This window comes from Nocardioides massiliensis (genome assembly GCF_030811215.1).
Lineage (GTDB): Bacteria > Actinomycetota > Actinomycetes > Propionibacteriales > Nocardioidaceae > Nocardioides_A > Nocardioides_A massiliensis.
The window spans coordinates 2,189,307-2,213,235 of record NZ_JAUSQM010000001.1 but is presented as its reverse complement, the minus strand read 5'-3'; the positions used below and the strand labels follow the sequence as shown (position 1 = coordinate 2,213,235).

24 protein-coding genes and 1 tRNA gene are annotated in these 23,929 nt (G+C 71.9%); 6 read left to right on the top strand and 19 right to left on the bottom strand.

Annotation, left to right across the window (positions count from 1 at the left end; translation table 11 throughout):
• The first annotated feature begins 1 nt into the window (after position 1).
• Complete coding sequence (locus tag J2S59_RS10965) at positions 2-808, top strand: SDR family NAD(P)-dependent oxidoreductase (protein WP_306825113.1); 807 nt, start codon at positions 2-4, stop codon at positions 806-808.
• A gap of 1 nt (position 809) precedes the next feature.
• Here J2S59_RS10965 and J2S59_RS10960 read toward each other — a convergent pair whose 3' ends face one another.
• Positions 810-1,271, bottom strand: a complete 462-nt coding sequence (locus J2S59_RS10960) for a universal stress protein (RefSeq protein WP_068125117.1) — start codon at positions 1,269-1,271, stop codon at positions 810-812.
• A 55-nt stretch (positions 1,272-1,326) separates the two neighbouring features.
• On the opposite strand from J2S59_RS10960, the gene J2S59_RS10955 reads away from it, so the two are divergent.
• The 3 genes from J2S59_RS10955 to ddaH are packed head-to-tail and all read left to right on the top strand — an operon-like array spanning position 1,327 to position 4,023.
• Positions 1,327-1,830 (top strand): YflT domain-containing protein, encoded by a 504-nt coding sequence (locus J2S59_RS10955; RefSeq protein WP_068125115.1) that lies wholly within the window; start codon positions 1,327-1,329, stop codon positions 1,828-1,830.
• 22 nt (positions 1,831-1,852) lie between these two features.
• On the top strand, positions 1,853-3,211 hold the full coding sequence (gene gdhA, locus J2S59_RS10950; RefSeq protein ID WP_068125119.1) for an NADP-specific glutamate dehydrogenase: 1,359 nt from the start codon (positions 1,853-1,855) through the stop codon (positions 3,209-3,211).
• Between the two features lie 17 nt (positions 3,212-3,228).
• The gene (gene ddaH, locus J2S59_RS10945; RefSeq protein ID WP_306825112.1) at positions 3,229-4,023 is read left to right on the top strand and encodes a dimethylargininase; all 795 of its coding nucleotides are present in this window, start codon (positions 3,229-3,231) and stop codon (positions 4,021-4,023) included.
• 26 nt (positions 4,024-4,049) lie between these two features.
• Here the strand turns inward: ddaH and katG are convergent, their stop codons facing one another.
• The 4 genes from katG to J2S59_RS10925 form a co-directional block, all read right to left on the bottom strand.
• Positions 4,050-6,332: a catalase/peroxidase HPI gene (gene katG, locus J2S59_RS10940; protein ID WP_068116508.1), complete on the bottom strand. Its 2,283-nt coding sequence runs from the start codon at positions 6,330-6,332 to the stop codon at positions 4,050-4,052.
• Positions 6,333-6,354: 22 nt separating this feature from the next.
• Positions 6,355-6,804: a Fur family transcriptional regulator gene (locus J2S59_RS10935; protein WP_068116506.1), complete on the bottom strand. Its 450-nt coding sequence runs from the start codon at positions 6,802-6,804 to the stop codon at positions 6,355-6,357.
• Positions 6,805-6,887: 83 nt separating this feature from the next.
• Positions 6,888-8,507: an AMP-binding protein gene (locus J2S59_RS10930; protein WP_068116503.1), complete on the bottom strand. Its 1,620-nt coding sequence runs from the start codon at positions 8,505-8,507 to the stop codon at positions 6,888-6,890.
• Positions 8,508-8,553: 46 nt separating this feature from the next.
• Positions 8,554-9,108, bottom strand: a complete 555-nt coding sequence (locus J2S59_RS10925) for a helix-turn-helix domain-containing protein (protein ID WP_068116501.1) — start codon at positions 9,106-9,108, stop codon at positions 8,554-8,556.
• Between the two features lie 75 nt (positions 9,109-9,183).
• On the opposite strand from J2S59_RS10925, the gene J2S59_RS10920 reads away from it, so the two are divergent.
• Positions 9,184-10,113 carry an NAD(P)/FAD-dependent oxidoreductase gene (locus tag J2S59_RS10920; protein ID WP_068116499.1) on the top strand — a complete coding sequence of 310 codons (930 nt, stop codon included), beginning with the start codon at positions 9,184-9,186 and terminating at the stop codon, positions 10,111-10,113.
• A gap of 13 nt (positions 10,114-10,126) precedes the next feature.
• Here J2S59_RS10920 and J2S59_RS10915 read toward each other — a convergent pair.
• The 11 genes from J2S59_RS10915 to rplU form a co-directional block, all read right to left on the bottom strand.
• Positions 10,127-10,199, bottom strand: a tRNA-Ala gene (locus tag J2S59_RS10915).
• A gap of 121 nt (positions 10,200-10,320) precedes the next feature.
• A complete protein-coding gene (locus J2S59_RS10910; protein ID WP_306825111.1) occupies positions 10,321-10,947 on the bottom strand; it encodes a histidine phosphatase family protein in 627 nt (208 codons plus the stop codon).
• A 14-nt stretch (positions 10,948-10,961) separates the two neighbouring features.
• On the bottom strand, positions 10,962-11,336 hold the full coding sequence (rsfS, locus tag J2S59_RS10905; RefSeq protein WP_068120458.1) for a ribosome silencing factor: 375 nt from the start codon (positions 11,334-11,336) through the stop codon (positions 10,962-10,964).
• Entirely contained in the window at positions 11,333-11,938 is a 606-nt protein-coding gene (gene nadD / locus J2S59_RS10900) for a nicotinate-nucleotide adenylyltransferase (RefSeq protein ID WP_068120460.1), read from the bottom strand. The genes rsfS and nadD overlap by 4 nt, the downstream gene beginning before the upstream one ends.
• A 61-nt stretch (positions 11,939-11,999) precedes the next feature.
• Positions 12,000-12,143 (bottom strand): hypothetical protein, encoded by a 144-nt coding sequence (locus J2S59_RS10895; protein ID WP_181641907.1) that lies wholly within the window; start codon positions 12,141-12,143, stop codon positions 12,000-12,002.
• A gap of 18 nt (positions 12,144-12,161) precedes the next feature.
• Positions 12,162-13,478: a glutamate-5-semialdehyde dehydrogenase gene (locus J2S59_RS10890; protein ID WP_181641908.1), complete on the bottom strand. Its 1,317-nt coding sequence runs from the start codon at positions 13,476-13,478 to the stop codon at positions 12,162-12,164.
• A gap of 31 nt (positions 13,479-13,509) precedes the next feature.
• A complete protein-coding gene (locus J2S59_RS10885) occupies positions 13,510-13,839 on the bottom strand; it encodes a DUF8830 family protein (RefSeq protein WP_181641909.1) in 330 nt (109 codons plus the stop codon).
• 130 nt (positions 13,840-13,969) lie between these two features.
• On the bottom strand, positions 13,970-15,100 hold the full coding sequence (proB, locus tag J2S59_RS10880; RefSeq protein ID WP_181641910.1) for a glutamate 5-kinase: 1,131 nt from the start codon (positions 15,098-15,100) through the stop codon (positions 13,970-13,972).
• A gap of 7 nt (positions 15,101-15,107) precedes the next feature.
• On the bottom strand, positions 15,108-16,703 hold the full coding sequence (gene obgE / locus J2S59_RS10875) for a GTPase ObgE (RefSeq protein ID WP_306825110.1): 1,596 nt from the start codon (positions 16,701-16,703) through the stop codon (positions 15,108-15,110).
• Positions 16,704-16,846: 143 nt separating this feature from the next.
• Positions 16,847-17,101 carry a 50S ribosomal protein L27 gene (rpmA, locus tag J2S59_RS10870; protein WP_068118196.1) on the bottom strand — a complete coding sequence of 85 codons (255 nt, stop codon included), beginning with the start codon at positions 17,099-17,101 and terminating at the stop codon, positions 16,847-16,849.
• 49 nt (positions 17,102-17,150) lie between these two features.
• The gene (gene rplU, locus J2S59_RS10865) at positions 17,151-17,459 is read right to left on the bottom strand and encodes a 50S ribosomal protein L21 (protein WP_068118193.1); all 309 of its coding nucleotides are present in this window, start codon (positions 17,457-17,459) and stop codon (positions 17,151-17,153) included.
• 185 nt (positions 17,460-17,644) lie between these two features.
• On the opposite strand from rplU, the gene J2S59_RS10860 reads away from it, so the two are divergent.
• Positions 17,645-18,148 (top strand): hypothetical protein, encoded by a 504-nt coding sequence (locus tag J2S59_RS10860; RefSeq protein WP_068118190.1) that lies wholly within the window; start codon positions 17,645-17,647, stop codon positions 18,146-18,148.
• Positions 18,149-18,229: 81 nt separating this feature from the next.
• Here J2S59_RS10860 and J2S59_RS10855 read toward each other — a convergent pair whose 3' ends face one another.
• From J2S59_RS10855 to J2S59_RS10845, 3 genes are all read right to left on the bottom strand, one after another.
• Positions 18,230-21,670, bottom strand: a complete 3,441-nt coding sequence (locus J2S59_RS10855; RefSeq protein WP_306825109.1) for an Rne/Rng family ribonuclease — start codon at positions 21,668-21,670, stop codon at positions 18,230-18,232.
• A 278-nt stretch (positions 21,671-21,948) separates the two neighbouring features.
• Complete coding sequence (locus J2S59_RS10850; protein ID WP_068124129.1) at positions 21,949-22,683, bottom strand: TIGR03936 family radical SAM-associated protein; 735 nt, start codon at positions 22,681-22,683, stop codon at positions 21,949-21,951.
• A gap of 10 nt (positions 22,684-22,693) precedes the next feature.
• Complete coding sequence (locus J2S59_RS10845) at positions 22,694-23,908, bottom strand: winged helix DNA-binding domain-containing protein (RefSeq protein ID WP_068124127.1); 1,215 nt, start codon at positions 23,906-23,908, stop codon at positions 22,694-22,696.
• Positions 23,909-23,929: the final 21 nt, after the last annotated feature.

Genomic DNA, 23,929 nt, shown 5'->3' with positions numbered 1-23,929 from the left:
CGTGACCGAACCCGCCACGACCCCCACCACCCAGCAGCCGGTCTCCCGCCCGCTCGCCGACCTGCTGCGCCTCGACGGTCGCGTCGCGATCGTGACCGGAGCATCGTCGGGCCTCGGCGTGGTCTTCGCCGAGGTGCTCGCCGAGGCCGGCGCCGACGTCGTGCTGGGTGCGCGTCGCGTGGACCGGCTGGCGGAGACCGCCGCCCTGGTCGAGAAGCACGGCCGCCGGGCGGTCTCGGTGGCGACCGACGTCTCGTCGCCGGAGGACTGCCAGCGCCTGGTCGATGCGGCGATGAGCGAGCTCGGCCGCGTCGACGTGCTGGTCAACAACGCGGGCATCGGCACGGCGGTCCCCGCGACCCGCGAGACCCCCGAGCAGTTCCGCCAGGTCGTCGACATCAACCTCAACGGGTCCTACTGGATGGCCCAGGCCTGCGGCCGGGTCATGCAGCCCGGCAGCAGCATCATCAACATCTCCTCGGTGCTCGGCCTCACCACCGCCGGCCTCCCCCAGGCGGCGTACGCCGCGTCGAAGGCGGCCGTCATCGGTCTCACGCGCGACCTGGCGCAGCAGTGGACCGGCCGCAAGGGCATCCGGGTCAACGCGATCGCGCCGGGGTTCTTCACCTCGGAGATGACCGACCAGTACCCGCCCGGCTACCTCGAGTCGCAGCGCGACCGGATCCCGGCGGGCCGCAAGGGCGACCCGCGCGAGCTCGCCGCGACCGCGGTCTTCCTCGCCAGCGACGCCGCCGGCTACATCACCGGTCAGACGCTCGCCGTCGACGGCGGCATGACGATCGCCTGACTCACTTCCGGACGACCACGACGGGTGCGTCGGCGTGCCGGATGACCTGGTCGGCGACCGAGCCGAGCAGGAGGGTGGCGAACCCGCCGCGTCCGCGCGCGCCGACCACCACGACGTCGGCGTGGGCCGAGGCGTCGATGAGGCACTGGGCTGCCGGGCCGTAGGGGACGTGCACCTCGATGGTCACGTCACCGACCTCGCCGACCAGACGGCGTACGCGGTCCTCGGTCGCCTGCTTGGTGGCAGCGGCGAGCTCGGCCAGCGACGGCGCGTAGCCGTGCGGGGCGTCGGCCGGGCGCTCGGCACTGGTGATGGAGAACGCCCGCACGACGTGCAGGGGCGCACCGCGGCGCCGGGCCTCCTCGAGCGCGTAGCGCACTGCTCGTCCTGCCGACGCCGACCCGTCGTCACCGACCAGGACGCCGCCGTCGATCTCCACCCGCGTAGGAACGTTCTCCGCCATGCATCCATGGTCCCACGCCGGGTTCCGTGATCCCGCGTGCGGGGATACTGCGGACATGAACCCTCAGAACCTTCCGCAGCTCCAGAAGACCCTGCGCCTGCAGTTCCCGCAGTCGCTGGGCGTGTACGACGACTACGCCGGCGCGCAGCGGGCCGTCGACCACCTCGCCGACAACGAGTTCCCCGTCCAGGACGTGCTGATCGTCGGCACCGACCTCAAGCAGGTCGAGCGGGTGACGGGCCGGCTCACGACCGGCAAGGTGGCGGCCGGCGGTCTGCTGTCCGGCCTGTGGTTCGGCGTCTTCATCGGCTTGATCTTCGGACTGTTCACCACCGAGCCGATGCTCGCCGTGCTGCTGACGACAGCCGCCTTCGGTGCGTTGTTCGGTGTGATCTGGGCACTCGTCGGGTACGCCGCCACCCGGGGTCGCCGCGACTTCACCTCCATCGCCCAGGTGGTCGCGACACGCTACGAGGTGCTGTGTGAGCACAAACACGTCGCAGCGGGCCGCGAGCTGCTCGACCGTTTGCCGGGTGGACGCCCTGATCCGTTCGCCTGACCGGCGAGGCACAATGGCGCCCATGTCCTGGACCAATGAGACCGTGCGCACCACCTACGAAGAGGTCTTGCGCCGCAACCCCGGCGAGACCGAGTTCCATCAGGCTGTGCACGAGGTCTTCGACTCCCTGGACCCGGTCCTCGACAAGCACCCGGAGTACGCCGAGCACGCCATCCTCGAGCGCATCTGCGAGCCGGAGCGCCAGGTCGTCTTCCGGGTCCCGTGGGTCGACGACAACGGCCGCGTGCAGATCAACCGCGGCTTCCGGGTGCAGTTCAACTCCGCGCTCGGTCCCTACAAGGGCGGTCTGCGCTTCCACCCGTCCGTGCTGCTGGGCACGGTCAAGTTCCTCGGCTTCGAGCAGGTCTTCAAGAACGCGCTGACCGGCCTCCCTCTCGGCGGCGGCAAGGGCGGCAGCGACTTCGACCCCAAGGGCCGCTCCGACGGCGAGATCATGCGGTTCTGCCAGTCGTTCATGACCGAGCTGCACCGCCACATCGGTGAGTACGTCGACGTGCCCGCCGGCGACATCGGCGTCGGGATGCGCGAGATCGGCTACCTGTTCGGCCAGTACAAGCGCATGACCAACCGCTACGAGTCCAGCGTCATCACCGGCAAGGGCCTGGACTGGGGCGGCTCGGTCATGCGCCCCGAGGCGACTGGCTACGGCACCGTCTTCTTCACCCAGCACATGCTCGCCACCCGCGGCCGCAGCTTCGACGGCGCCCGGGTGCTGGTGTCGGGCTCCGGCAACGTGGCGCACTTCGCCATCGAGAAGGTCCACCAGCTCGGCGGCATCGTCGTCGGCTGCTCCGACTCCGCGGGCTCGGTCTACGACCCCGACGGCATCGACCTCGAGCTCCTGCACCAGGTCAAGCAGGTCGAGCGCGAGCGGATCTCCGTGTACGCCGAGCGCCGCCCGCGCGCCCGCTACATCGCCGGCGCCACCGTGTGGCGCGTGGCCGGCGAGGAGGACGTCCAGGTGGCGCTGCCGTGCGCGACCCAGAACGAGCTCGACACCGACGACGCGAAGTTCCTGCTCGACCACGGCCTGTGGGCCGTCGCCGAGGGCGCCAACATGCCGTGCACGCCCGAGGCCACCAGCGTCTTCACCGGTGTCGACATCCTGTTCGGGCCCGGCAAGGCGGTCAACGCCGGCGGCGTGGCGACCTCCGGCCTGGAGATGCAGCAGAACGCCTCCCGCGACGCCTGGACCGCCGCCTACACCGAGCAGCGGCTGGCCGAGATCATGGAGGGCATCCACTCGCGCTGCGCCCACACCGCGGAGGAGTACGGCCGCCCCGGTGACTACGTCCTCGGCGCCAACGTCGCCGGCTTCGCCAAGGTCGCCGAGGCGATGCTCGCCCTCGGCGTCATTTAGGCCGGGTCGTCGAAGCCATGACCGCCTCCTCGCCTCGCGCGCTCGTCCGCCCGCCGTCCTCACGCATGGCCGAGGGCCTCGTGACCCACATCGAGCGCACGGCGGCCGATGCCGACCTCGCCCGCCGGCAGTGGGAGGGCTACGTCGCGGCGTTGCGCGACCACGGCTGGGAGACCGTGGAGGTGCCGGCGGCCGACGACTGCCCGGACTCGGCGTTCGTCGAGGACACCGTCCTGATGTACGGCGACCTCGCGATCATCGCGCTGCCGGGCGCGGAGGAGCGCCGTCCCGAGCCGGCCGGCACCGAGGCGGTGCTGCGCGAGCTGGGCTACGAGATCGCCCTCATCGAAGCGCCGGGCACGCTCGACGGCGGTGACGTGCTCAAGCACGGTGCCGACGTCTGGGTCGGCCTCGGAGGCCGCACCAACTCCGAAGCCGTCGACCAGCTGGCCGCCCTGCTGGAGCCGCGCGGCGCGCGCGTGCACGGCGTCCCCCTCACCAAGGTGCTGCACCTGAAGTCCGCGGTCACCGCGCTGCCCGACGGCACCGTCCTGGTCCACCCGCCGCTGCACGAGGACTCGTTCCCGTGGACCGAGGTCCTGGAGGTCCCCGAGGAGCCGGGCAGCCACGTCGTCGTACTCGACGAGTCCACCGTGCTGATGTCCACCTCCGCGCCGCGCACGGCACAGCTGCTGCGTGAGCGGGGACTGCAGATCGTCGCCGTCGACATCTCCGAGTTCGAGAAGCTCGAGGGCTGCGTCACCTGCCTCTCGGTCCGGCTACGCGAAGCGCCCGGCCAGCCTGTCGGCTGACCGGGCGCCCTCGATCGCGTCGATGCTCAGCGCAGGTCGAAGCGGTCGAGCTCCATGACCTTGACCCACGCGGCGGCGAAGTCGCGCACGAACTTCTCCTGCGCGTCGCTGCTCGCGTAGACCTCTGCCAGGCCCCGCAGCTGCGAGTTGGAGCCGAAGATCAGGTCGACCGCGGTGGCGGTCCACTCGACCTCACCCGAGGCGTCGCGGATCTCGTAGACGTTCTCGGAGTCCTGCGACGCCTTCCACTCCTTGCCGTTGGTCAGCAGGTTGACGAAGAAGTCGTTGGTCAGGACCCCCGGCCGGTCGGTGAGCACACCGTGCTGGGTGCCGCCGGCGTTGGCGCCGAGCGCTCGCATGCCACCGACCAGAACGGTCATCTCCGGCGCCGAGAGGTCGAGCATGTAGGCCTTGTCGAGCAACAACACCTCGGGCTGCAGCTTCTCGCCGGGCCGGAGGTACTGACGGAAGCCGTCGGCACGCGGCTCGAGCACCTTGAAGGACGCGACGTCGGTCTGCTCCTCGGTGGCGTCGGTGCGCCCGGGACGGAACCCGACGGTGATGTCCACACCCGCGTCCTTCGCCGCCTTCTCGACCGCGGCCGAGCCGGCCAGGACGATCAGGTCGGCCAGCGACACCTGCGCACCGCCCGCGCCGTTGAACTCCGCACGGATCTCCTCGAGCTTGCCGAGCACGCGCTCGAGCTGCTCGGGCTGGTTTGCCGCCCAGCTGCGCTGCGGCTCCAGACGGATGCGGGCACCGTTGGCGCCACCACGCTTGTCGGTCTTGCGGAACGACGAGGCCGAGGCCCACGCGGTGGACACGAGCTCGGCGACCGACAGGCCCGAGTCGAGGACCTTCGCCTTGAGCGAGGCCACGTCGGCGTCGCCGATCAGCTCACCCTCGTGCGCCGGCACGTTGTCCTGCCACAGCTGCGGCTCGGACGGCACCAGCGGGCCGCGGTAGCGGCTCACCGGGCCCATGTCGCGGTGGAGCAGCTTGAACCAGGCCTTCGCGAAGGCCTTGCTGAACTCCTCAGGGTTCTCGTGGAAGCGCTTCGAGATCTTGCCGTACTCCGGGTCGACACGCAGCGCGATGTCGGAGGTGAGCATCCGCGGCTCCCGGCGCGGAAGGCCCTCGTGCGCCCCGGGGACCATGTCGGAGCCCGCGCCGTTCTTGGGCCGCCACTGCCACGCACCGGCAGGCGACTTGAACGGCTCCCACTCGTAGGCGAACAGGATGTGGAAGAACTCGTTGTCCCAGCGGGTCGGGTGGTAGGTCCAGGTGACCTCGAGGCCGGACGTGATGGTGTCCTTGCCCTTACCCTCGCCGAAGCTGTTGCGCCAGCCGAGGCCCTGCTCCTCGATCGGAGCTGCCTCGGGCTCGGGGCCGAGGTTGTCGGCCGGCCCGGCACCGTGGGTCTTGCCGAAGGTGTGACCACCGGCGATCAGCGCGACGGTCTCCTCGTCGTTCATCGCCATCCTGGTGAAGGTGGCCCGGATGTCCTTGGCCGAGGCGAGCGGGTCGGGGTTGCCGTTGGGACCCTCGGGGTTGACGTAGATCAGACCCATCTGGACCGCGGCCAGGGCCTCCTCGAGCTCACGCTCGCCGGCGTAGCGCTCATCGCCCAGCCAGGTGTCCTCCGGACCCCAGTAGATCTCCTCCGGCTCCCAGATGTCCTCGCGACCGAAGGCGAAGCCGAAGGTCTCGAAGCCCATGTCCTCGAGCGCGACGTTGCCGGCGAAGACGATGAGGTCGGCCCACGACAGCTTCTGGCCGTACTTCTGCTTGACCGGCCAGAGCAGTCGGCGCGCCTTGTCGAGGCTCACGTTGTCGGGCCAGCTGTTGAGGGGCGCGAACCGCTGTGCGCCGTCGCCCGCACCGCCGCGGCCGTCGAAGATGCGGTAGGTGCCGGCGGAGTGCCAGCTCATCCGGATGAACAGGCCGCCGTAGTGACCGAAGTCGGCCGGCCACCAGTCCTGGGAGGTGTTGAGCACCTCGACGACGTCACGACGCAACGCCTCGACGTCGAGGGTCTCGACCTCCTTGGCGTAGTCGAAGTCGGCGCCGAGGGGGTTGCCGCGCGGCTGGTGGGCGTGCAGGACCGAGAGGTCCAGCATGTTGGGCCACCAGTCCTGCAGCGAGTGCGGACGGCCACCGGTCTTCGGCTCCGGCGACGGGACGGCCGGGTTCTCGCTCTCGCTACCACCGGACCCGGCGGCGGAGTCGTGCATCACCGGGCAACCCGCCTCGGCCTTGCGGTCCACCCCCTGGGGGCTCTCGGGGGCGTTGTCCTGCGTGTCGCTCATCTGCGTCCTTCCGAACTCGCGGTCACTGGGTGGGTGCTGCGGATGCTGCGGATGCTGCCGTCGCGCACGTGGGGCAGGTACCCCAGTACACGACCTCCGCCTCCTCGATCACGAACCCGTGGTCGTGGGAGGCGGTGAGACAAGGGGCCTCGCCGACGGAGCAGTCGACGTCGGCGATGGCGCCGCACGAGCGACAGACCACGTGGTGGTGGTTGTCGCCGACCCGCGCCTCGTAGCGCGCCACCGACCCGGCCGGCTGGATGCGGCGTACGACGCCCGCGGCGGTCAGCGCGCTCAGGGAGTCGTAGACAGCCTGGTGAGACACGGCCGGCAGGTCACGGCGGACCGCGGCGATCACCGACTCGGTGTCGGCGTGCGGGTGGGCGTGGACGGCGCGGAGCACCGCCAGCCGGGGTCGCGTGACCCGCAGTCCGGTCTCGCGCAGGAGGTGCTCGAGGGCGGGCGTGGTCATGGCGCCAAGCCTGACACCTTGTCTTGAACGAGTCAAGACAAGGTGTCAGGGATCGCCGCTCAGTCGCTCAGTCGCTCAGTCGCTCAGTCGCTCAGGAGATCCAGGGCGAGCTTGGTGCTGGCCGGGTAGTCGACCTTGCTGACCGGGGTCCGCGGGACGTGGGACACGAAGAGCACTTCCTTGGGCGCCTTGTAGTTCGCCAGCAGGGACTTCACGTGCTCGCGGATCTGCTCGGCGGTGGCCTCCGCGCCATCACGCAGCTGCACGAGCGCGGTCACCTGCTGGCCCCAACGGTCGTGCGGGGTGCCGACCACGACCGCGTCGAAGACGTCGGCGTGGCGCAACAGGGCGGACTCCACCTCCTCGGGATGGACCTTCTCACCGCCGGTGTTGATGCAGACCGATCCACGACCCAGGACCGCGATCGTCCCGTCCTCCTCGCGGCGCGCGAAGTCACCCGGGATCGACCACCGCTTGCCACCGATCTCCTTGAAGGTCGCCGCGGTCTTGACCGGGTCGTTGTAGTAGCCCAGCGGGATCGGCCCCGTGCGTCCCAACATCCCGTCGACGCCCACCGGACACGGGGTGAAGTCGACCGGGTCGAAGACCTCGACGTCGTCGCTCGCGCCGAAGCGCGGCGGGCCGACCGGGCCGTCCTTGCCGTCGTCGATCCGCGACGCGGTGGCGCCGGACTCCGAGGCGCCGTACGTGTCGAGGATGAAGCGGCCCGGCAGCGCCTCGCGCAGCTGGGCCCGCACGCCGTCCGACAGCGGCGCCGCGCCGTTGGAGATCGAGATGAGCTTGGACAGGTCCCACCGGTCGGGCTCGGCGAGGATCGCGTCGGCGACGGGACGTCCCATCGCGTCGCCGAGGAAGGTCAGCGACGTGACGCCGGCGTGCTGCACGAGCTCCATCGCGGTCTCGGCCGAGAACGACGCCTCGGTGTAGAGCGCCATCGACTGGCCGGCGACGTGGCCGTTGGCCATCGTCCACTGGCTGCCCCCATGCATCATCGGTCCGAGTGCGAGCAGCACCATGGGGCTCTCGTTGGCGGCCGCCTCCTGCCCGAGCTGCTCGACCGACTCGATGGGAGCACCGAAACGCCCCGCGTTCAGCGCGGCGAGGATCCAGTCCTCATGGCGCCAGACCACGCCCTTGGGGTTGCCGGTGGTGCCGCCGGTGTAGAGCACGTAGTGGTCGTCACCGCAGCGCCCGTTCCCCGTGGGCCGCTCGGGCGAAGCGGCCGCGAGGGCCGCCTCGTAGTCGTCGCCGAAGACGAGCGTGTGCCGCAGCTTCGGCACGTCGAGCTCGGCGACCGCGGCGACGTGCTCGGGAGCGATCAGCGCCACCACGGAGTCGGAGTTGCTGTAGAGATACTGCAGCTCCTCGCGCAGGTACTTGTAGTTGATGTTGATCGGCACGACGCGCGCCTTGAAGCAGCCGTAGAACGCCTCGACCCACTCGATCCGGTTCTTCGAGTGCACGGCGACGTGGTCGCCCGGCTGCACGCCGAGCGACAACAGGTGGTTGGCCAGCCGCGAGGCGCGGGTGTCGATGTCGCGATAGGTATAGGTGCCGTCCATCGTGATGATCGCGGCCCGGTCGGGCACGGCATCCGCGATCACCTCGAACACGTCGGCCAGGTTGAGCGGCCGAGCGGCGGTCGAGCTGGACTGGGGCGCGGGAGCTGTGGTCTCGGTCACAGGTGCCACTGTGCCAAACGAGAACGCGTTCTCGCCATGGTTCGTCTCAGTCGGCGCCCGTCCGCAGGTGGATCCGCTCGCCGTCGTGGCTGAAGATGCTCAGCACGTGCGCCGGCCGGCCACCCGTCGCTGAGAGGCTGTGAGGCGTCCGGGTGTCGAACTCCGCGGCTTCGCCCCGGGTCAGCACGAGGTCCTGCTCCCCCAGCACCAGGCGCAGCCGGCCGCTGAGCACGTAGACCCACTCGTAGCCCTCATGGGTCCGTGACGGCGGCGGGTCGGCCCGCGGCGGATAGGTGATCCGGTACGTCGCGAAGGGCGCGCCCTCCGGCGACAGCGGCACGATCACCAGCCCGCCGCGGCGGATCGTCGACCGGCGTACGCGCGGGTCGTGCTGCGCGGGTTGCACGAGGTCGTCGAGCCGCACGCCCAACTCCCGCGTCAGCGGGACCAACAGCTCCAGGCTCGCCTGCCGTTTGCCGGACTCCAGCCGCGACAACGTGCTCGGAGACATCCCGGCCCGCTCCGCGAGGTCGTCGAGGGTCCACCCGCGGTCCTGACGCAGCACGCGCAGCCGCGGGCCGACTCGACGCAGCTCCTCCATCGCGCCCCCTTGCTGATTCTGCAAGATTGTTTGCCCATCTTGCCATGGCGGGCGTCCCCTAGTCGCATGGACACGATGAAACAGACATCCGACTGGGACGCGATCGTGGTCGGCGGCGGGGCCGCCGGGCTCGCGACCGCACTGATGCTGGGACGGGCGCGGCGCCGCACGCTGGTGATCGACGCCGGCCAGCCGCGCAACCGCTACGCGGCACACATGCACGGCGTGCTCGGGCACGAGGGCCTGGACCCCGCCGAGCTCCTGCGCCGCGGGCGCAAGGAGGTCGTGGAGTACGGCGTCGAGGTGCGCGACGGGTCGGTCGAGCGCGTCGAGGAGCTCACCGGCGGGCTTCGGGTCGCCCTGGCCACCGGCGAGGAGGCCTCCACGCGCGCCCTGGTCGTCGCCACCGGGCTCACCGACCGGCTCCCGGACATCCCCGGGCTGGCGGAGCGGTGGGGCGCCAGCGTCCTCCACTGCCCGTACTGCCACGGGTGGGAGGTCCGCGGTCAGCGTCTGGGCGTGCTGGCGACCAGCCCGCTCAACCTCCACCAGGCCCAGCTCGTGCGGCAGTGGAGCGCCGACGTGACGCTGTTCACCGCCGCCATCGAGCCGCTCGAGACGGACGTCGGGGCACGGCTGCGCAGCCGCGGCGTGCGCCTGGTCCGTGAGGCTGTCGTCGAGGTCCTCGGCGAGGGCACGGCGATCTCCGGCGTCCGCCTGACGGACGGGTCCGTCGTCGAGCTGGACGCGATCTTCACCGGCGGCGCCCTGCTCCCCCACGACGGGTTCCTGGAGGAACTCGGGCTCGAGCGCGCCGAGAACCCGATGGGCAGCTACCTCGCCGTCGACGGTGTCGGCCAGACCAGCCACCCGCGGATCTGGGCGGCGGGCAACGTCGTGAACCCCGGCGCCAACGTGCCGCTCGCGATCGGGGCCGGCACGATGACCGGCAGCGTGGTCAACATGGCCCTGGTGACCGAGGAGTTCGACGCCGCGGCGTCGTGAGGAAGACCTTCGGTGGAGCTGAGGGGACTCGAACCCCTGACCCCCTCCATGCCATGGAGGTGCGCTACCAGCTGCGCCACAGCCCCGCCGCCCGTCTCCGGGCAACGCGTGAACAATACAAGGCCCCTCGGGCCAGGGGAAATCGGGGTCCTGTGCGACCCACGACGTCTCGATACACCCCTCACTCCGTTCGGGGCACTCGACGACCTAATGAACGCTCGTCGGCACGTTGTAGCTCACCAGCGTGCCGCGTCCGCGGTGCACGTCGACCCGCGTCAGGGCACAGTTGGCCATGCCCCGCAGGCGGGTGGGGTCGGCATCGGGCCAGTCGAGGAGTGCAGCCACCGCGCTCTTCAGGGCGCCACCGTGGGAGATCACCACGACCCGCTCCCCCGGCGTCGCACCGGCGACGAGGTCGCGCATCGCGGCACGGACGCGCACGAGGACGTCCGCCTCGGCCTCGCCGCCGGCGATCGCGACGGTGCGGCCCGACGCCTCCCAGGCGGCATGCTCGGCGGGGTGCTGCGCGGCGAACTCCGCCAGCGTCAGGCCCTCGCGCACGCCCCAGGAGGTCTCGCGCAGCCGCGGCTCCAGGACGGCACGCAGGCCGGTCTCCTGCTCGACGTACGCCGCGGTCTGGGTCGCGCGCCGCAGGTCCGAGGTGAGGATGCGGCTCGGCTCGAGGCGGGCGAGGGTCGCCGCCGCAGCCTTGGCCTGGCGGTGGCCCACCTCGTCGAGCTCGACGTCGGTGTGCCCCTGGGCGCGCCCCTCGAGGTTCCAGACCGTGCGACCGTGCCGGAGGAGGTGGACCTCGACCGGATGCTCAGCGCCCACTGTCGACGACAGTCTCAGCGCTCACTGACGACGTCGGCCGGCAGCTCCACCAGCGGGCAGTCGCGCCACAGCCGCTCGAGGGCGTAGAACTCGCGCTCCTCGGCGTGCTGCACGTGGACGACGACCTCGGCGTAGTCGAGCAGGACCCAGCGACCCTGTCGCTCCCCCTCGCGCCGGATCGGCTTGGCGTCGAGCTCGCGCAGCGCCTCCTCGACGGCGTCGACGATCGCGCGCACCTGCCGGTCGTTGGGAGCAGAGCAGAGCAGGAAGCAGTCGGTGATGAAGAGCTGCTCGGAGACGTCGAAGACGAGGATGTCCTCGGCGAGCTTGTCCGAGGCCGCACGCGCGGCGGCGTGGACCAGGGTGAGGGCGCGGTCGGTGGCGGTCACTTGACTCCCTGGGGAGGTGCGGTCGGTGGGGTGGCCTGGTAGAGGTGGTGCTTGGTGAGGTACTGCACGATCCCGTCGGGGACGAGGTACCACGCCTGCTTGCCCGCAGCCGTGCGCCGGCGTACGTCGGTCGAGGAGATCGCCAGGGCGGGGATCTCCAGCACCGTCACCCGCTCGGCAGGCACCCGCTTCAGGACGTCGTCATCGAGCTCGTGTCCGGGCCGCGTGCAGCCGACGAAGTGCGCCAGCGCGAACAGCTCCTCGGCGTCACGCCAGCCGAGGATGTCGCCGAGCGCGTCGACACCGGTGATGAAGTAGAGGTCGTCGTCGGGCAGCTGGGCGTGCAGGTCGCGCAGCGTGTCGATCGTGTACGTCGGACCCGGCCGGTCGATGTCGACGCGGGAGACGGTGAAGCGCGGGTTGGCTGCGGTCGCGATGACCGTCATGAGGTAGCGGTGCTCGGGCGAGGAGACGTCGCGGTCGGCCTTCTGCCAGGGCCGGCCGGTGGGGACGAAGATGACCTCGTCGAGGTCGAGGAGGTACTGCGCCTCGCTCGCCGCGACCAGGTGCCCGTTGTGGACGGGGTCGAACGTGCCGCCCATGACCCCGACGCGACGTCGGGGGGCCGGGGGCGTGGAGTCGCGCGAGCCGCTCAGCGGGACCTCAGGAGTGGTCGCGCCCCGCGGCGAAGGCGAGCAGGCCGAAGAGCAGCAGGAGCAGGAAACCGAGGGACAGGGCGCCGACGACGATCGGGTTGATGCCACCCTCGGAGGCGGTCTCGGCTGCGAGCAGGAGCGACTGGAGCATGGGCACAGCCTAGCGTCCTCAGCGGACCTGACCGTCACCGACCACGACGTACTTCGTCGAGGTCAGCTCCGGCAGGCCCATCGGGCCGCGCGCGTGCAGCTTCTGGGTCGAGATCCCGATCTCCGCGCCGAAGCCGAACTCGCCACCGTCGGTGAAGCGGGTCGAGGCGTTGACCATCACGGCAGCCGAGTCGACGGCGGCGGTGAACCGGCGCGCTGCGGCCTGCGAGCCGGTGACGATCGCCTCGCTGTGGCCCGACGACCACTGCCGGATGTGGGCGACCGCGGCCTCGAGGTCCGCCACGACGGCTGCGGAGATGTGCAGGCCGAGGTACTCCTCGGCCCAGTCGGCGTCGGTCGCGGGGACCACGCCGTCGTACGCCGCGAACCGCTCGTCGCCGTGGATCGTCACGCCGGCCTCCTGCAGCGCGGTGACGACGCGCGGCAGGAACGCGTCTGCGACGTCGGCGTGCACGAGCAGCGACTCCGCCGCGTTGCAGACGGAGGGACGGTGGGTCTTGGCGTTGAGCACGATCCGCAACGCCATGTCGAGGTCGGCCTCGGCGTCGACGTAGACGTGGCAGTTGCCGGTGCCCGTCTCGATCACCGGCACCGTGGACTCCTCCACGACCGACCGGATCAGGCCGGCGCCGCCGCGCGGGATCAGCAGATCGACGAGGCCGCGGGCGCGCATCAGCTGCTGCGCGCTGGCCCGGCTCTCCGCCGGGACCCGTTGGACGACGTCAGCAGGCAGACCCGACGCGACGGCCGCCGCCCGCAGGGCCTCGACGATCGCCAGGTTGGACCGCTTCGCGCTCGAGGACCCCCGCAGCAGGACGGCGTTGCCGCTCTTGAGGCAGATGCCGGCGGCGTCCGCGGTGACGTTGGGACGGGCTTCGTAGATGATGCCGACCACGCCGAACGGCACGCGGACCTGGCGCATCTCCAGCCCGTTGGCCAGGACGGAGCCGCGCACGACCTCCCCGACCGGATCGGCCAGACCGGCGACCTCGCGCAGGCCGTCGGCCATCCCGGCGAGGCGGGCGTGGTCGAGGCTGAGCCGGTCGATGATGTGCTCGGGCGTCCCGTCGGCGCGCGCAGCGGCGACGTCCTCGGCGTTGGCTGTCAGGATCTCCTCGGCGTGCTCGAGCAGGGCGGCTGCCATCGCGTGCAGGGCGGCGTCCTTGGTGGCCCGGGTCGCCGTGGCCAGCTCGTTGGCCGCCACCCGCGCCCGGCGCGCGAGGTCGGCGACCTGCTGGTCGGACTGCTGGTCGGACTGCTCGTCGGACTGGCGGTCGGGCTGATGACCGGATGGGGGGGCGACTGCCGTGCTCATGCCTCCAGCCTAGGTCTTGGGTCCGACGAGGTCAGAACGACGTCGGCCGGACCTCGTGCAGCTGGACGACGTCGGCCCCCGTGGCCTCCGGCGCGCGCGAGGCGTGCAGGTCACGCTCGACGATCTCGAGCCCGACCAGCTCCCAGCGCGGGAGGCCGGCCGACGACCGGTGCTCCATCCACACGCGCAGTGCCAGGGAGGCGACGTCGAGGAGGCTCTCGCCCTCCTCCCAGAACTGGATCTCGGCGTGGTCGCCGGAGCAGCGCAGGCCGTGCACGATGGGACGCTGCTCGCTGAGACGCTGGAGTGCGCGCGCCACCATCGGCTCCTCCATCGGCTGGCCGCTCACACTGAGCGTCACATGCCAGAGCCTGGGCGTGATCACCCTGCTCACCCCTTCGCGTTCGTGCCTCCACCCCGTCTGCTCGAGTGTGCACCCTCGGGTGCCTGCCAGGGCGGGTTTTCCCAAGGTCGTGATGCGTCGCCGACGCTCAGCGGGATGCCCGGGCGAGGACCGCCAGCGCGTCGCGGTGGACGACCTCGCGCTCGTACGCCGATCCCAGGCTCGCCGACAGCTCGCGGGTGGACCGGCCCAGCAGCTCGGGCAGCTCGGCGGCGTCGTAGTTGACCAGGCCGCGCGCCACGGGAGTGCCATCGGGGTCCACGAGGTCGACGGGGTCACCGGCGACGAAGCTGCCCCGGACGCCGGTGATCCCGGCGGGCAGCAGCGAGGCACGGCGCTCGACGACGGCCCGCACTGCGCCGGCGTCGAGCTGCAGGGTGCCGGCCGGCTCGGTGGCGTGGGCCAACCACAGCAACCGCGCCGGGCGGCGGCGCCCCGTCGGACGGAAGAGCGTGCCCACGGGCTCGCCGGCGAGGGCGGCACCTGCCTGCGGCGCGGACGTCAGCACGACCGGGATGCCGGCACCGGTGGCGATCCGGGCGGCCTCCACCTTGGTCTGCATCCCGCCGGTGCCCAGTCCGGCCGCACCCGTCTTGCCGACCTGCACGCCCGCGAGGTCGTCGGCCCCGGCGACCTCGGGGATCAGCGAGGCGGATCCGGAGGCCGGGTTGGCGTCGTAGAGGCCGTCGACGTCGGACAGCAGCACGAGCAGGTCCGCCCGGACGAGGTGAGCGACCAGTGCCGCCAGCCGGTCGTTGTCGCCGAAGCGGATCTCCGAGGTGGCGACGGTGTCGTTCTCGTTGACGATCGGGATCACGCCGAGGTCGAGCAGTGTCTCGAAGGTGCGCGAGGCGTTGCGGTAGTGGCTGCGACGGGTGACGTCGTCGACGGTGAGCAGCACCTGGCCGGCGATCAGGTCGAAGCGCGCCAGCTCCTCGGTGTAGCGGTGCACCAACAGGCCCTGGCCGACGGCGGCCGCTGCCTGCTGGCGCGCGAGGTCGCGGGGCCGACGCGGCATCTCCAGCGGGGCGAGGCCCGCAGCGATGGCACCGGACGACACCAGCACGACCTCGGCACCCCCACGGCGTACGCCGGCCACGGCCTCGACCAGTGCGCTCAGCCGCTCGGTGTCCAACCCGCCGGCGGCGGTCGTGAGGGAGGACGAGCCGACCTTGACGACGACCCGCTTGGCCGCGAGGACCTCCGGACGCTCAGTCATCGTCAGCTCAGTCATCGTCCGGGTCGGCGGCGCCGCCGCGCGCGTCGGGGTCGTAGTCGTCCCATCCAGCCTGCCACCAGTCCTCGGCCAGCTCCTCGCCCCGGTCGCGAGCGACCTGCTCGATCATGTCGGCGGGCACGCCCTCCTCGGCGAGCCGGCGCGCGACGTCGGCCCGGGTCTCCCCCGGCGCGCGCTCGGTGAACGCCTCGTCGATGGCGCGGCGGCGCCGCGCTGCGGGCCGCGACTCCTCGAACCGGTTGTCCTCGCCGCGGCGTCCGAGGATCTCGCCGCCCGCGTCGAGACCCGGCTTGAAGTCGAAGACCACGGCGTTGTCGGGGTGTCCGATGAGGACGGCGTCGCCCTCGACCGCACCCGCCTTGACCAGGGCGTCCTCGACGCCCAGCCGGTTGAGCCGGTCGGCCAGGAACCCGACGGCCTCGTCGTTGCTGAAGTCGGTCTGGCGCACCCAGCGCTCCGGCTTCTCGCCGCGCACGCGCCACCCCTCGGCGGTCTCCTTCACCGTGAACTCCTCGCCGCTGCCGGTCGCGGCCTGCGGACGGATCACGATCCGGGTGGGCGGTGCGGCGGGACGCTCGGCCCGGGCGGCCGAGACGATCTCCGCCATCGCGAACGACAGCTCGCGCAGGCCGGCGCGGGAGGCCGCGCTGACCGGGAAGACCCGCAAGCCCCGCTCGCGCAGGTCGGCGACGACCATGTCGGCGATCTCCTGGCCGTCGGGGACGTCGATCTTGTTGAGCGCGACCAGCCGCGGACGGTCCTCGAGCCCGCCGTAGCGGGCGAGCTCGTTCTCGATGACGTCGAGGTCGGCGATCGGCTCCCGGCCGGGCTCCATGGTGGCGGTGTCGATGACGTGCACCAGCGCGGCGCACCGCTCGACGTGGCGCAGGAAGTCGTGGCCCAGGCCGCGCCCCTCGCTCGCGCCCTCGATCAGGCCGGGTACGTCGGCGACGGTGAAGGTGACGTCGCCGGCGCTGACGACACCGAGGTTGGGCACGAGCGTCGTGAAGGGGTAGTCGGCGATCTTGGGCCGAGCCCGGCTCAGCGCGGCGATGAGGCTTGACTTGCCGGCGCTGGGAAAGCCGACGAGACCGACGTCGGCCACCACCTTGAGCTCGAGCACGATGTCGCGCTCCTCACCGGGCTCGCCGAGCAGCGCGAACCCGGGCGCCTTGCGCTTGGCCGAGGCCAGCGCGGCGTTGCCGAGACCCCCGCGGCCGCCCTCGGCGACGATCATCTCGCTGCCCGGTCCGACGAGGTCGCCGAGCACCGTGCCGTCGGCGGTGCTGACGACCGTGCCGTCCGGCACCGCGAGGACCAGGTCCTCGCCGTGCCCACCGTTGCGGTGGGCGCCGGCGCCCTGGCGGCCGTGCTCGGCCTTGCGGTGCGAGGAGTGGTGGTAGTCGATCAGGGTGGTCACGTCGGGGTCGACGCGCAGGATGACCGAGCCGCCGCGGCCGCCGTTGCCGCCGTCGGGCCCACCGAGGGGCTTGAACTTCTCCCGGTGGACGGACGCGACCCCGTTGCCTCCGTTGCCGGCGCTGACCCGGAGGGTCACCCGGTCGACGAACGTCGGGACGGCCATGGGGACTCCTGGGGGTCGGGATGGGTCAGGCGATGGGATCAGCTGCGTGGATCAGGTGCGTGGATCAGGTGGGAACAGCACGAGGGCGCCCCGTGGTCGGGACGCCCTCGTGGGAAGTACGCAGTGTGCCGGTGAGCGTCAGATCACTCGCCCGGGACGATGTTGACGACGCGACGGCCGCGCTTGGTGCCGAACTGCACCGCGCCGCCCACGAGGGCGAACAGGGTGTCGTCGCCACCGCGACCGACGCCGCTACCGGGGTGGAAGTGCGTGCCGCGCTGACGGACGATGATCTCGCCCGCGTTGACGAGCTGTCCGCCGAAGCGCTTGACGCCGAGCCGCTGCGCGTTGGAGTCGCGACCGTTCTTGGTCGACGCCGCGCCCTTCTTGTGTGCCATGGGGGATCCGTCCTCGCTCGCGCTGGTGGGGTCGCCGGTCCGGGGGGACTCAGGCGGAGATGTCGGTGACCTTGACCTGGGTGTACTTCTGGCGGTGACCCTGGCGCTTCTTGTAGCCGGTCTTGTTCTTGTACTTCTGGATGATGATCTTGGGGCCCTTGGTGCCACCGAGGACCTCGGCGGTCACAGCCGCCTTGCCCAGCTTGTCGGCTCCGCTGGTCACCGACTCACCGTCGACGAGGAGCACCACGGGCAGGGTGACCTTCTCCCCAACCGGGGTTGCCACCTTGTCGATCTCGATGACGTCGCCAACAGCAACCTTCTGCTGCGTACCGCCACTGCGCACGATCGCGTACACCGCGTGCTCACTCTCTTCGTCGGGTAGTTCGGCCTCCGCGTGACTCACCCCGCTGATGCGGGAGGCGCGAAGGTGCAGGCACGTGTCAACGCACCGAGGGACGAGTCTACGCAACCACCGGCACAGATCGCAAAACGACCTGGGGACGAGCGTTCCACGGGGCGCGAAGAGTCTAGGGTCGCACCATGACCGAGTACCAGCCGTATCCGTCCGAGGGCCCCGAGCCCGTCTACCAACCGGGCAGCAACCGTGGCCCGCGACCCTCCGCTGTGGACACCGCCCTCAAGCTGATCTGGGCCGGCATCGCGCTGGGTGTCATCAGTGCCCTGCTCACCTTCGTCTACCTCGACGACCTCGTCGACGCCGCGCTCGAGAACGCTGATGCGACCATGGAGCTCAGTGAGAGCGCGGCCCGCGGCGGTGCCATCGCCAGCGTGATCTTCGGCCTCGTCGTCGGGGTCGGGCTCATGGTGCTGGTCGCCGTCTTCATCGGCAAGGGCGCCAACTGGGCTCGGATCGTCTTCACGGTCCTGGGTGTCCTCAGCGTCCTCGGGGTCCTGCTGACCCTGACCAACCCGAGCGGCCCGGTGATCCTGCTGATCCTCTCGCTCGTGCAGGTCATCTTGACCATCGCGGCGATCGTGTTGTTGTTCAAGTCCGAGTCCAGCGCCTGGTTCAAGTCCGCCTGACCCGTTCCCCTCGCGCGTACGACGACGGGCCGCCTCCGACTCGGAGGCGGCCCGTCGCGTTGCTGGGGGCTGTGGCCCGATTCAGCGCTTGCGCGCGCCCTTGCGCTTCACGGGGACGTGCACGGGCGCCTCGTCTTCGGACGTCGAGGACTCCCCCGCGCCGACCGGGGCGATCGCGTCGGCGTCGACCTCGGGCGCCGGGACCACCGGCGGCGGGCCGGCGGCCCGACGCGCACCGCGACGACGCACGGTGCTGGTGAGCTTGGGCTCGGTTACCGTGGGGACGGCCGACTCCACGTCACCAGCCACGTCGGTGGCCGGCTCCGGAGTGGGTTCCGGCGTCGGCTCCGGAGTGGGTTCCGGGGTGGGCGCCGGGGTCGGCTCCAACGCCTGGGTCGCGGCGGGAGCGGTCGCCTTCCGCCCGGCCCGGGCACGCCCGGTGCGGGTCTGCGTGGTCCCGACCTGCGGCGTCTCCATCACGGGAACCTCGGGCTGCGTGACCTCGGGCGAGGCTTCCGGCTGGCTCGCCGCAACGGTGTCCGGCGCTGCAACGGTGTCCGACTCGTCCGAAGCGACCCGCTCGGCGTTCTCCGGGCGCGCCATGGCGGCGACCACCTTCGGCGAGGGCACGGGCCGGCTGTCGGCCTTCTGTCCGTCGTCACCGTCGCGGCCGCGGTTGCGACCGCCGCCGCCCGATCCGCCGGAGCCGCCAGCACCGCCGGAGCCGTTGCCGGATCCACCACCACCGCCACCACGGCGGTTGCGGCGCGGCTCGTCCTCACGCTTCTGCTTCTGCTCGACGGGCATGTCGTGCAGGACCAGACCGCGGCCGGCACAGTGCTCGCAATCCTCGCTGAAAGCCTCGAGCAGGCCGGTGCCGATGCGCTTGCGCGTCATCTGGACCAGCCCGAGCGACGTCACCTCGGCGACCTGGTGCCGGGTGCGGTCACGACCGAGGCACTCGACCAGCCGGCGCAGCACCAGGTCGCGGTTGCTCTCCAGCACCATGTCGATGAAGTCGATGACGATGATGCCGCCGATGTCGCGCAGCCGGAGCTGGCGGACCATCTCCTCGGCGGCCTCGAGGTTGTTCTTGGTGACCGTCTCCTCGAGGTTGCCCCCGGAACCGGTGAACTTCCCGGTGTTGACGTCGACGACCGTCATCGCCTCGGTGCGGTCGATGACCAGGGACCCGCCGGAGGGCAGGTAGACCTTGCGGTCGAGACCCTTGGCGATCTGCTCGTCGATCCGCAGGTCGGCGAAGACGTCCTTGCCGTCGCCGGCGTCGTAGCGCGACACCCGCTCCATCAGCTCGGGCGCGACGTGCTCGACGTACGTGCTCACAAGGTCCCACGCCTCGTCGCCGGAGACGACCAGGCTCGCGAAGTCCTCGGTGAAGAGGTCACGCACGACCTTCAGCGTCAGGTCGGGCTCGCCGTAGAGCAGGGTCGGGGCGTTGCCCTTCTCGATCTTGGACTGGATGTCCTCCCACCGAGCGGTGAGCCGCTCGACGTCGCGGCGCAGCTCCTCCTCGGTCGCGCCCTCGGCAGCCGTGCGCACGATCACGCCCGCGCCGTCGGGGACGATCTCCTTCAGGAGGTTCTTCAGCCGGGTGCGCTCGGTGTCGGGGAGCTTGCGGGAGATCCCGCTGGTGGTCCCGTCGGGGACATAGACCAGGAAGCGGCCCGGCAGGCTGATCTGGCTGGTGAGCCGCGCACCCTTGTGGCCGACCGGGTCCTTGCTGACCTGCACCAGCACCTGCTGGCCGGACTTCAGCACGCTCTCGATCTTGCGCGGCCCGTCCTTGGCCCCGAGCGCGGTCCAGTTGACCTCACCGGCATAGATCACCGCATTGCGGCCCTTGCCGATGTCGACGAACGCCGCCTCCATCGACGGGAGCACGTTCTGCACCCGGCCGAGGTAGATGTTGCCGATCAGCGACGTCTGGGACTCGCGGGCGACGTAGTGCTCGACCAGGACGTCGTCCTCGAGCACCGCGATCTGCGTGAGGTCCTTGTGCTGGCGGATAACCATCTTGCGGTCGACCGACTCGCGGCGCGCGAGGAACTCGGCCTCGCTGACGATGGGCGCGCGCCGGCGACCGGCCTCGCGACCCTCGCGGCGACGCTGCTTCTTGGCCTCCAGCCGGGTCGAGCCCGACACCGAGGTGATCTCGTCCTCGGCGCTGCGCTGGCGGCGGACCCGGGTGACGGTCTTCTCGGGGTCGTCGGAGGACCCCCCGTTGTCGGCGTCCTCACCGGAGCGACGCCGGCGCCGGCGGCGCCGCGAGCCCGATCCGGAGCCGCCCTCGCCCGACCCGTCACCGGAGTCCTGGTCGGAGTCACCCGCCGTGTCACCGGACGCGTCACCGGTCTTCGTGGCAGAGGCGTCGGCGCCCGAACCGCTCTCGTCGTCGCTGCTGTCGGGGCCGTCGGTGTCGTCGTTGTCGTCGGTGTCGTTGGCGGAGCTGTCACCCCCGCCGCCACCGGAGCGGCGCCGGCGCCGGCCCCCACGTCGGCGGCGGCGGCGCGTGCCGCCGCTGCCCTCGCTCTGCTCGTCGTCGGAGCCGTCGCCGTCGTCGTCGGAGTCGTCACCGTCCGTGTCGGTGTCGCCGGCCGTGGTCTCCGCCGGCACCTGCGAGACAACAGCCTCGTCGGTGGCCTCGTCGGTGGCCTCGTCGGTCGGCTCCTCGGACTCCTCAGCAGCCGCTTCGGTGATCTCGACCGGCTTGCGGGCGCGGCTGCGGGTGCGAGTGGCCTTCTTCGCGGGGGGAGCGGCCCCGTCGGCCGAGTCCTGCGCTGGCGTGGCCTCGTCGGCGGCAGCTTCCTCGGGGGCGGCCGCCGCCTTCTTGGCAGCGCTCTTGCGGGCCGCGCGCTTGGCGGCGGGCGTCGTCGCGGGCTCGGCAGCCCTCTCAGGAGCACTCTCGGGAGCGCTGTCGGCCGTGCTCTCCGCAGCAACGTCAGTTTCGGCGGGGGCCGGAGCGGCGGCCTTGCGCGTACGCCGGCGCGCGGGAGTCGTGGGGGCCTGGAACAGCGGCGCGCTCACGCCGGGCGCGACCACGGGGCCGCTCGGTGCGGCGGCCTCCTCGGTGGTCGGGGTGTCGGCCGGAGCCTCGTCCGCGGGCGCGGGCGCTGCGGCGGCCTTCTTGGTCGTGCGCTTCGCGGCGGTCTTCTTCGCCGCGGCCTTCTTGGCGGCGGGTTCGGCCGCGGCCTTCTTGGTCGTGCGCTTCGCGGGAGCCGGTGCGGCCGGCTCGTCGAAGCCCAGGGCGGGCTGATCGGCGCCGGAGTCAGCAGCGGAGTCCGGGTCCGGGGCCTCGGCGGCCTTCTTCGCCGGCGTCTTCTTCGCAACGGCCTTCTTCGCCGTCGTCTTCTTGGCAGCGGCCTTCTTGGCGGGTGCCTTCTTCGCCGTCTTCGCAGCGGTCTTCTTGGCGGTGGTCTGCTCCGCGCCCGCCTCGGCGGCGGGTTGCGCGCCGGGGTTGTCCTCGCCTGCGAGCGTGGAGCTGGTGTCTTCGGTGTCGAGCATGCGCTCTCCTCTGCCACCGGCGGGCAGCCTCCGGCAGGTACGCCGAACGCCCTCACCCGCCTCAGTGGCGGTCATTCGCCGCCTCCGGTCTCACCCGGGACGACGCAAGCCAACGTGTCGTGACGTCCGCACACCCGCCGCGGTCGCTGGCCTGGCGATCTCCGAGCCTGTCACCCTCGTCGATCGGCCGCGTCGCGGTCCGGCGTCAATCTCAGACGTCTTGCGGCGAGTATCGCACACGAGTGCCGCTGCGCCGCGGCGATCGGGCGTCGCGACGCTCAGGGCGCGTCGGTCGAGCCCAGCGGGTCGACCACCGCACCGGTGGTCTCGTCATAGGTCCCCTGGGCGATACGGCGCTGCAGCGCCTGGACGTCCTCGGGGAGGTCACCCACCTCGCGCAGGCCGCGGAGCACGTCGTCGGGACGCACCGCGGGCGTGCCGTGGCGCAGCAGGACGTCGACGATCGCTCCGGGGATCCCGGGCCCGGGGTCCTCGACGCTCAGCTCGATGACCGCCGCGCGGCAGTCGAAGCTGCGCATCCCCTTCTTCGTCATCCGCTCCACGGTCACCTCGTCGGTGGCCAGGAAGGCGGCGGCTGCGTCCTGCACGGTGCCGAGCTCGGCACCGGTCACCGCCAGCTGCCACCGGCTCACCTCGAGCAGGTCGGCCAGCGACCCGCCGGGGCTCTCGGCCGCCGCCAGGACGTCGAGACCGTCGGGGAGGGCAGCGTCGAGGGCCGCGCGGACCTCCTCGGGGTCGACCGGCCGCGCCAGGCCCAGCTCGACGTACTCCGCCTCGCTCGCCGAGCCGGTCGGCGCCGCGCCGGCGTAGGAGATGCGCGGGTGGGGGTGGAAGCCCGAGGAGTAGGCCATCGGTACGCCGGCCCGGACCACGGCACGCTCGAAGGCCCGGCTGAAGTCGCGGTGGCTGGTGAACCGCAGCCGCCCGCGCTTGGCGTAGCGCAGCCGGATCCGCTGGACGGGGGGCGCTTGCTGCTCGGGTTGGGCTCGCACGGACGGCACCCTAGGCGAGCACCCCGCGGGTGGTCGCGCTCAGGCCGGTGCGCTCACGCATGAGCGGGGAGGGATAGACCGTGCCGACCCGCTCGCCGTCGAGCCAGGCGGTCAAGCGGCGCGCCTCGGCGTCGAGCGCCTGCCGCGCACCGGCCGGCACGTCCTCGAGCACGCTCACCACGACGGCGCCGTCGGCATCCTGGTGCCAGCCACCGACGACGCGCCCGTCGTACCACGCGGTCGTGCCGGCGTTGCCCGCGCTGTCGAAGAGCAGCGGCGCGTGCGGGCCGAGATAGAAGTCGCGCTGCTTCCACCCCATCGTGGTCGCGTCGAGCACCGGCAGCAGCGCGACCCACGGCTCGACGGTCGGCTCGGGCGCGAGGTCGTCGGGGAGCAGCCAGCCCGCCTCGGTGGTGCCGTCGAGCGACACCGGGACCGCGCCGAGGGCGCCCAGCGCGGCGCGGACGGCGGACTTCGTGGCGCCCAGCCACCAGACCAGGTCGGTCTCGGTGCCGGGACCGAACGCGCGCAGCCACGCCGCGACCAGGACGGCGTACCCCTCCTCGGAGGTGAGCGGCGGGGGCAGGTCGGGCAGCCACTGGTCGGCCAGGGTCCAGCGCGGCCGCGAGCTGCGCCACCCGGTCGTCTGGGTGCCGCGGTAGACCCGGCCCTCGGCACTGAGGATGGTGAGGACCCGCGGGGTCAGCGGGGTGCCGTCGAAGCGCTGGGCGAGCGTCGGCGACGCCTCGGCGAGCTCCGCGGTGGTCGCCGGGCCGTGCTCGGCGAGGACGCGCAGCACCTCGGCCTCGACCTCCGCGACGACCGTCTCCGGGTCCGCGACCTGGCCGAACCGGGCCAGGTCGCGCGGCAGCTGCCCGCGCTGCTGCGCCGCCACCCGCGCCGAAGCGCTCCCGATGGCTGCGGGCAGCAGCTCGGGCGGGAAGCCGAACAGAGTCCGGCGCATCGCGAGGTGCTTGACGATGCTGCGCTCGTCGTAGAGCGCGCGGGCGATGGCGGGACGGTCGACCTCCTCGACCCGGGCGAAGACCGAGAGGTACGGCGTGGGCGGCTCGGTCGCGTGCAGGCACACGGTGACGGCTGCGGCCTCCCCCGCCGAGGAGACCCGGAGCCCCGGTGCGACGGCGTGGCGCCGGGCGAGCCGCGCCCGGCGCTCGGCGTCGTCGACGTGGCGAACGGGGGCGGGCGTCGACGCGCGGGGGCTCATGTGCCCATGCTGCCGCAGCGG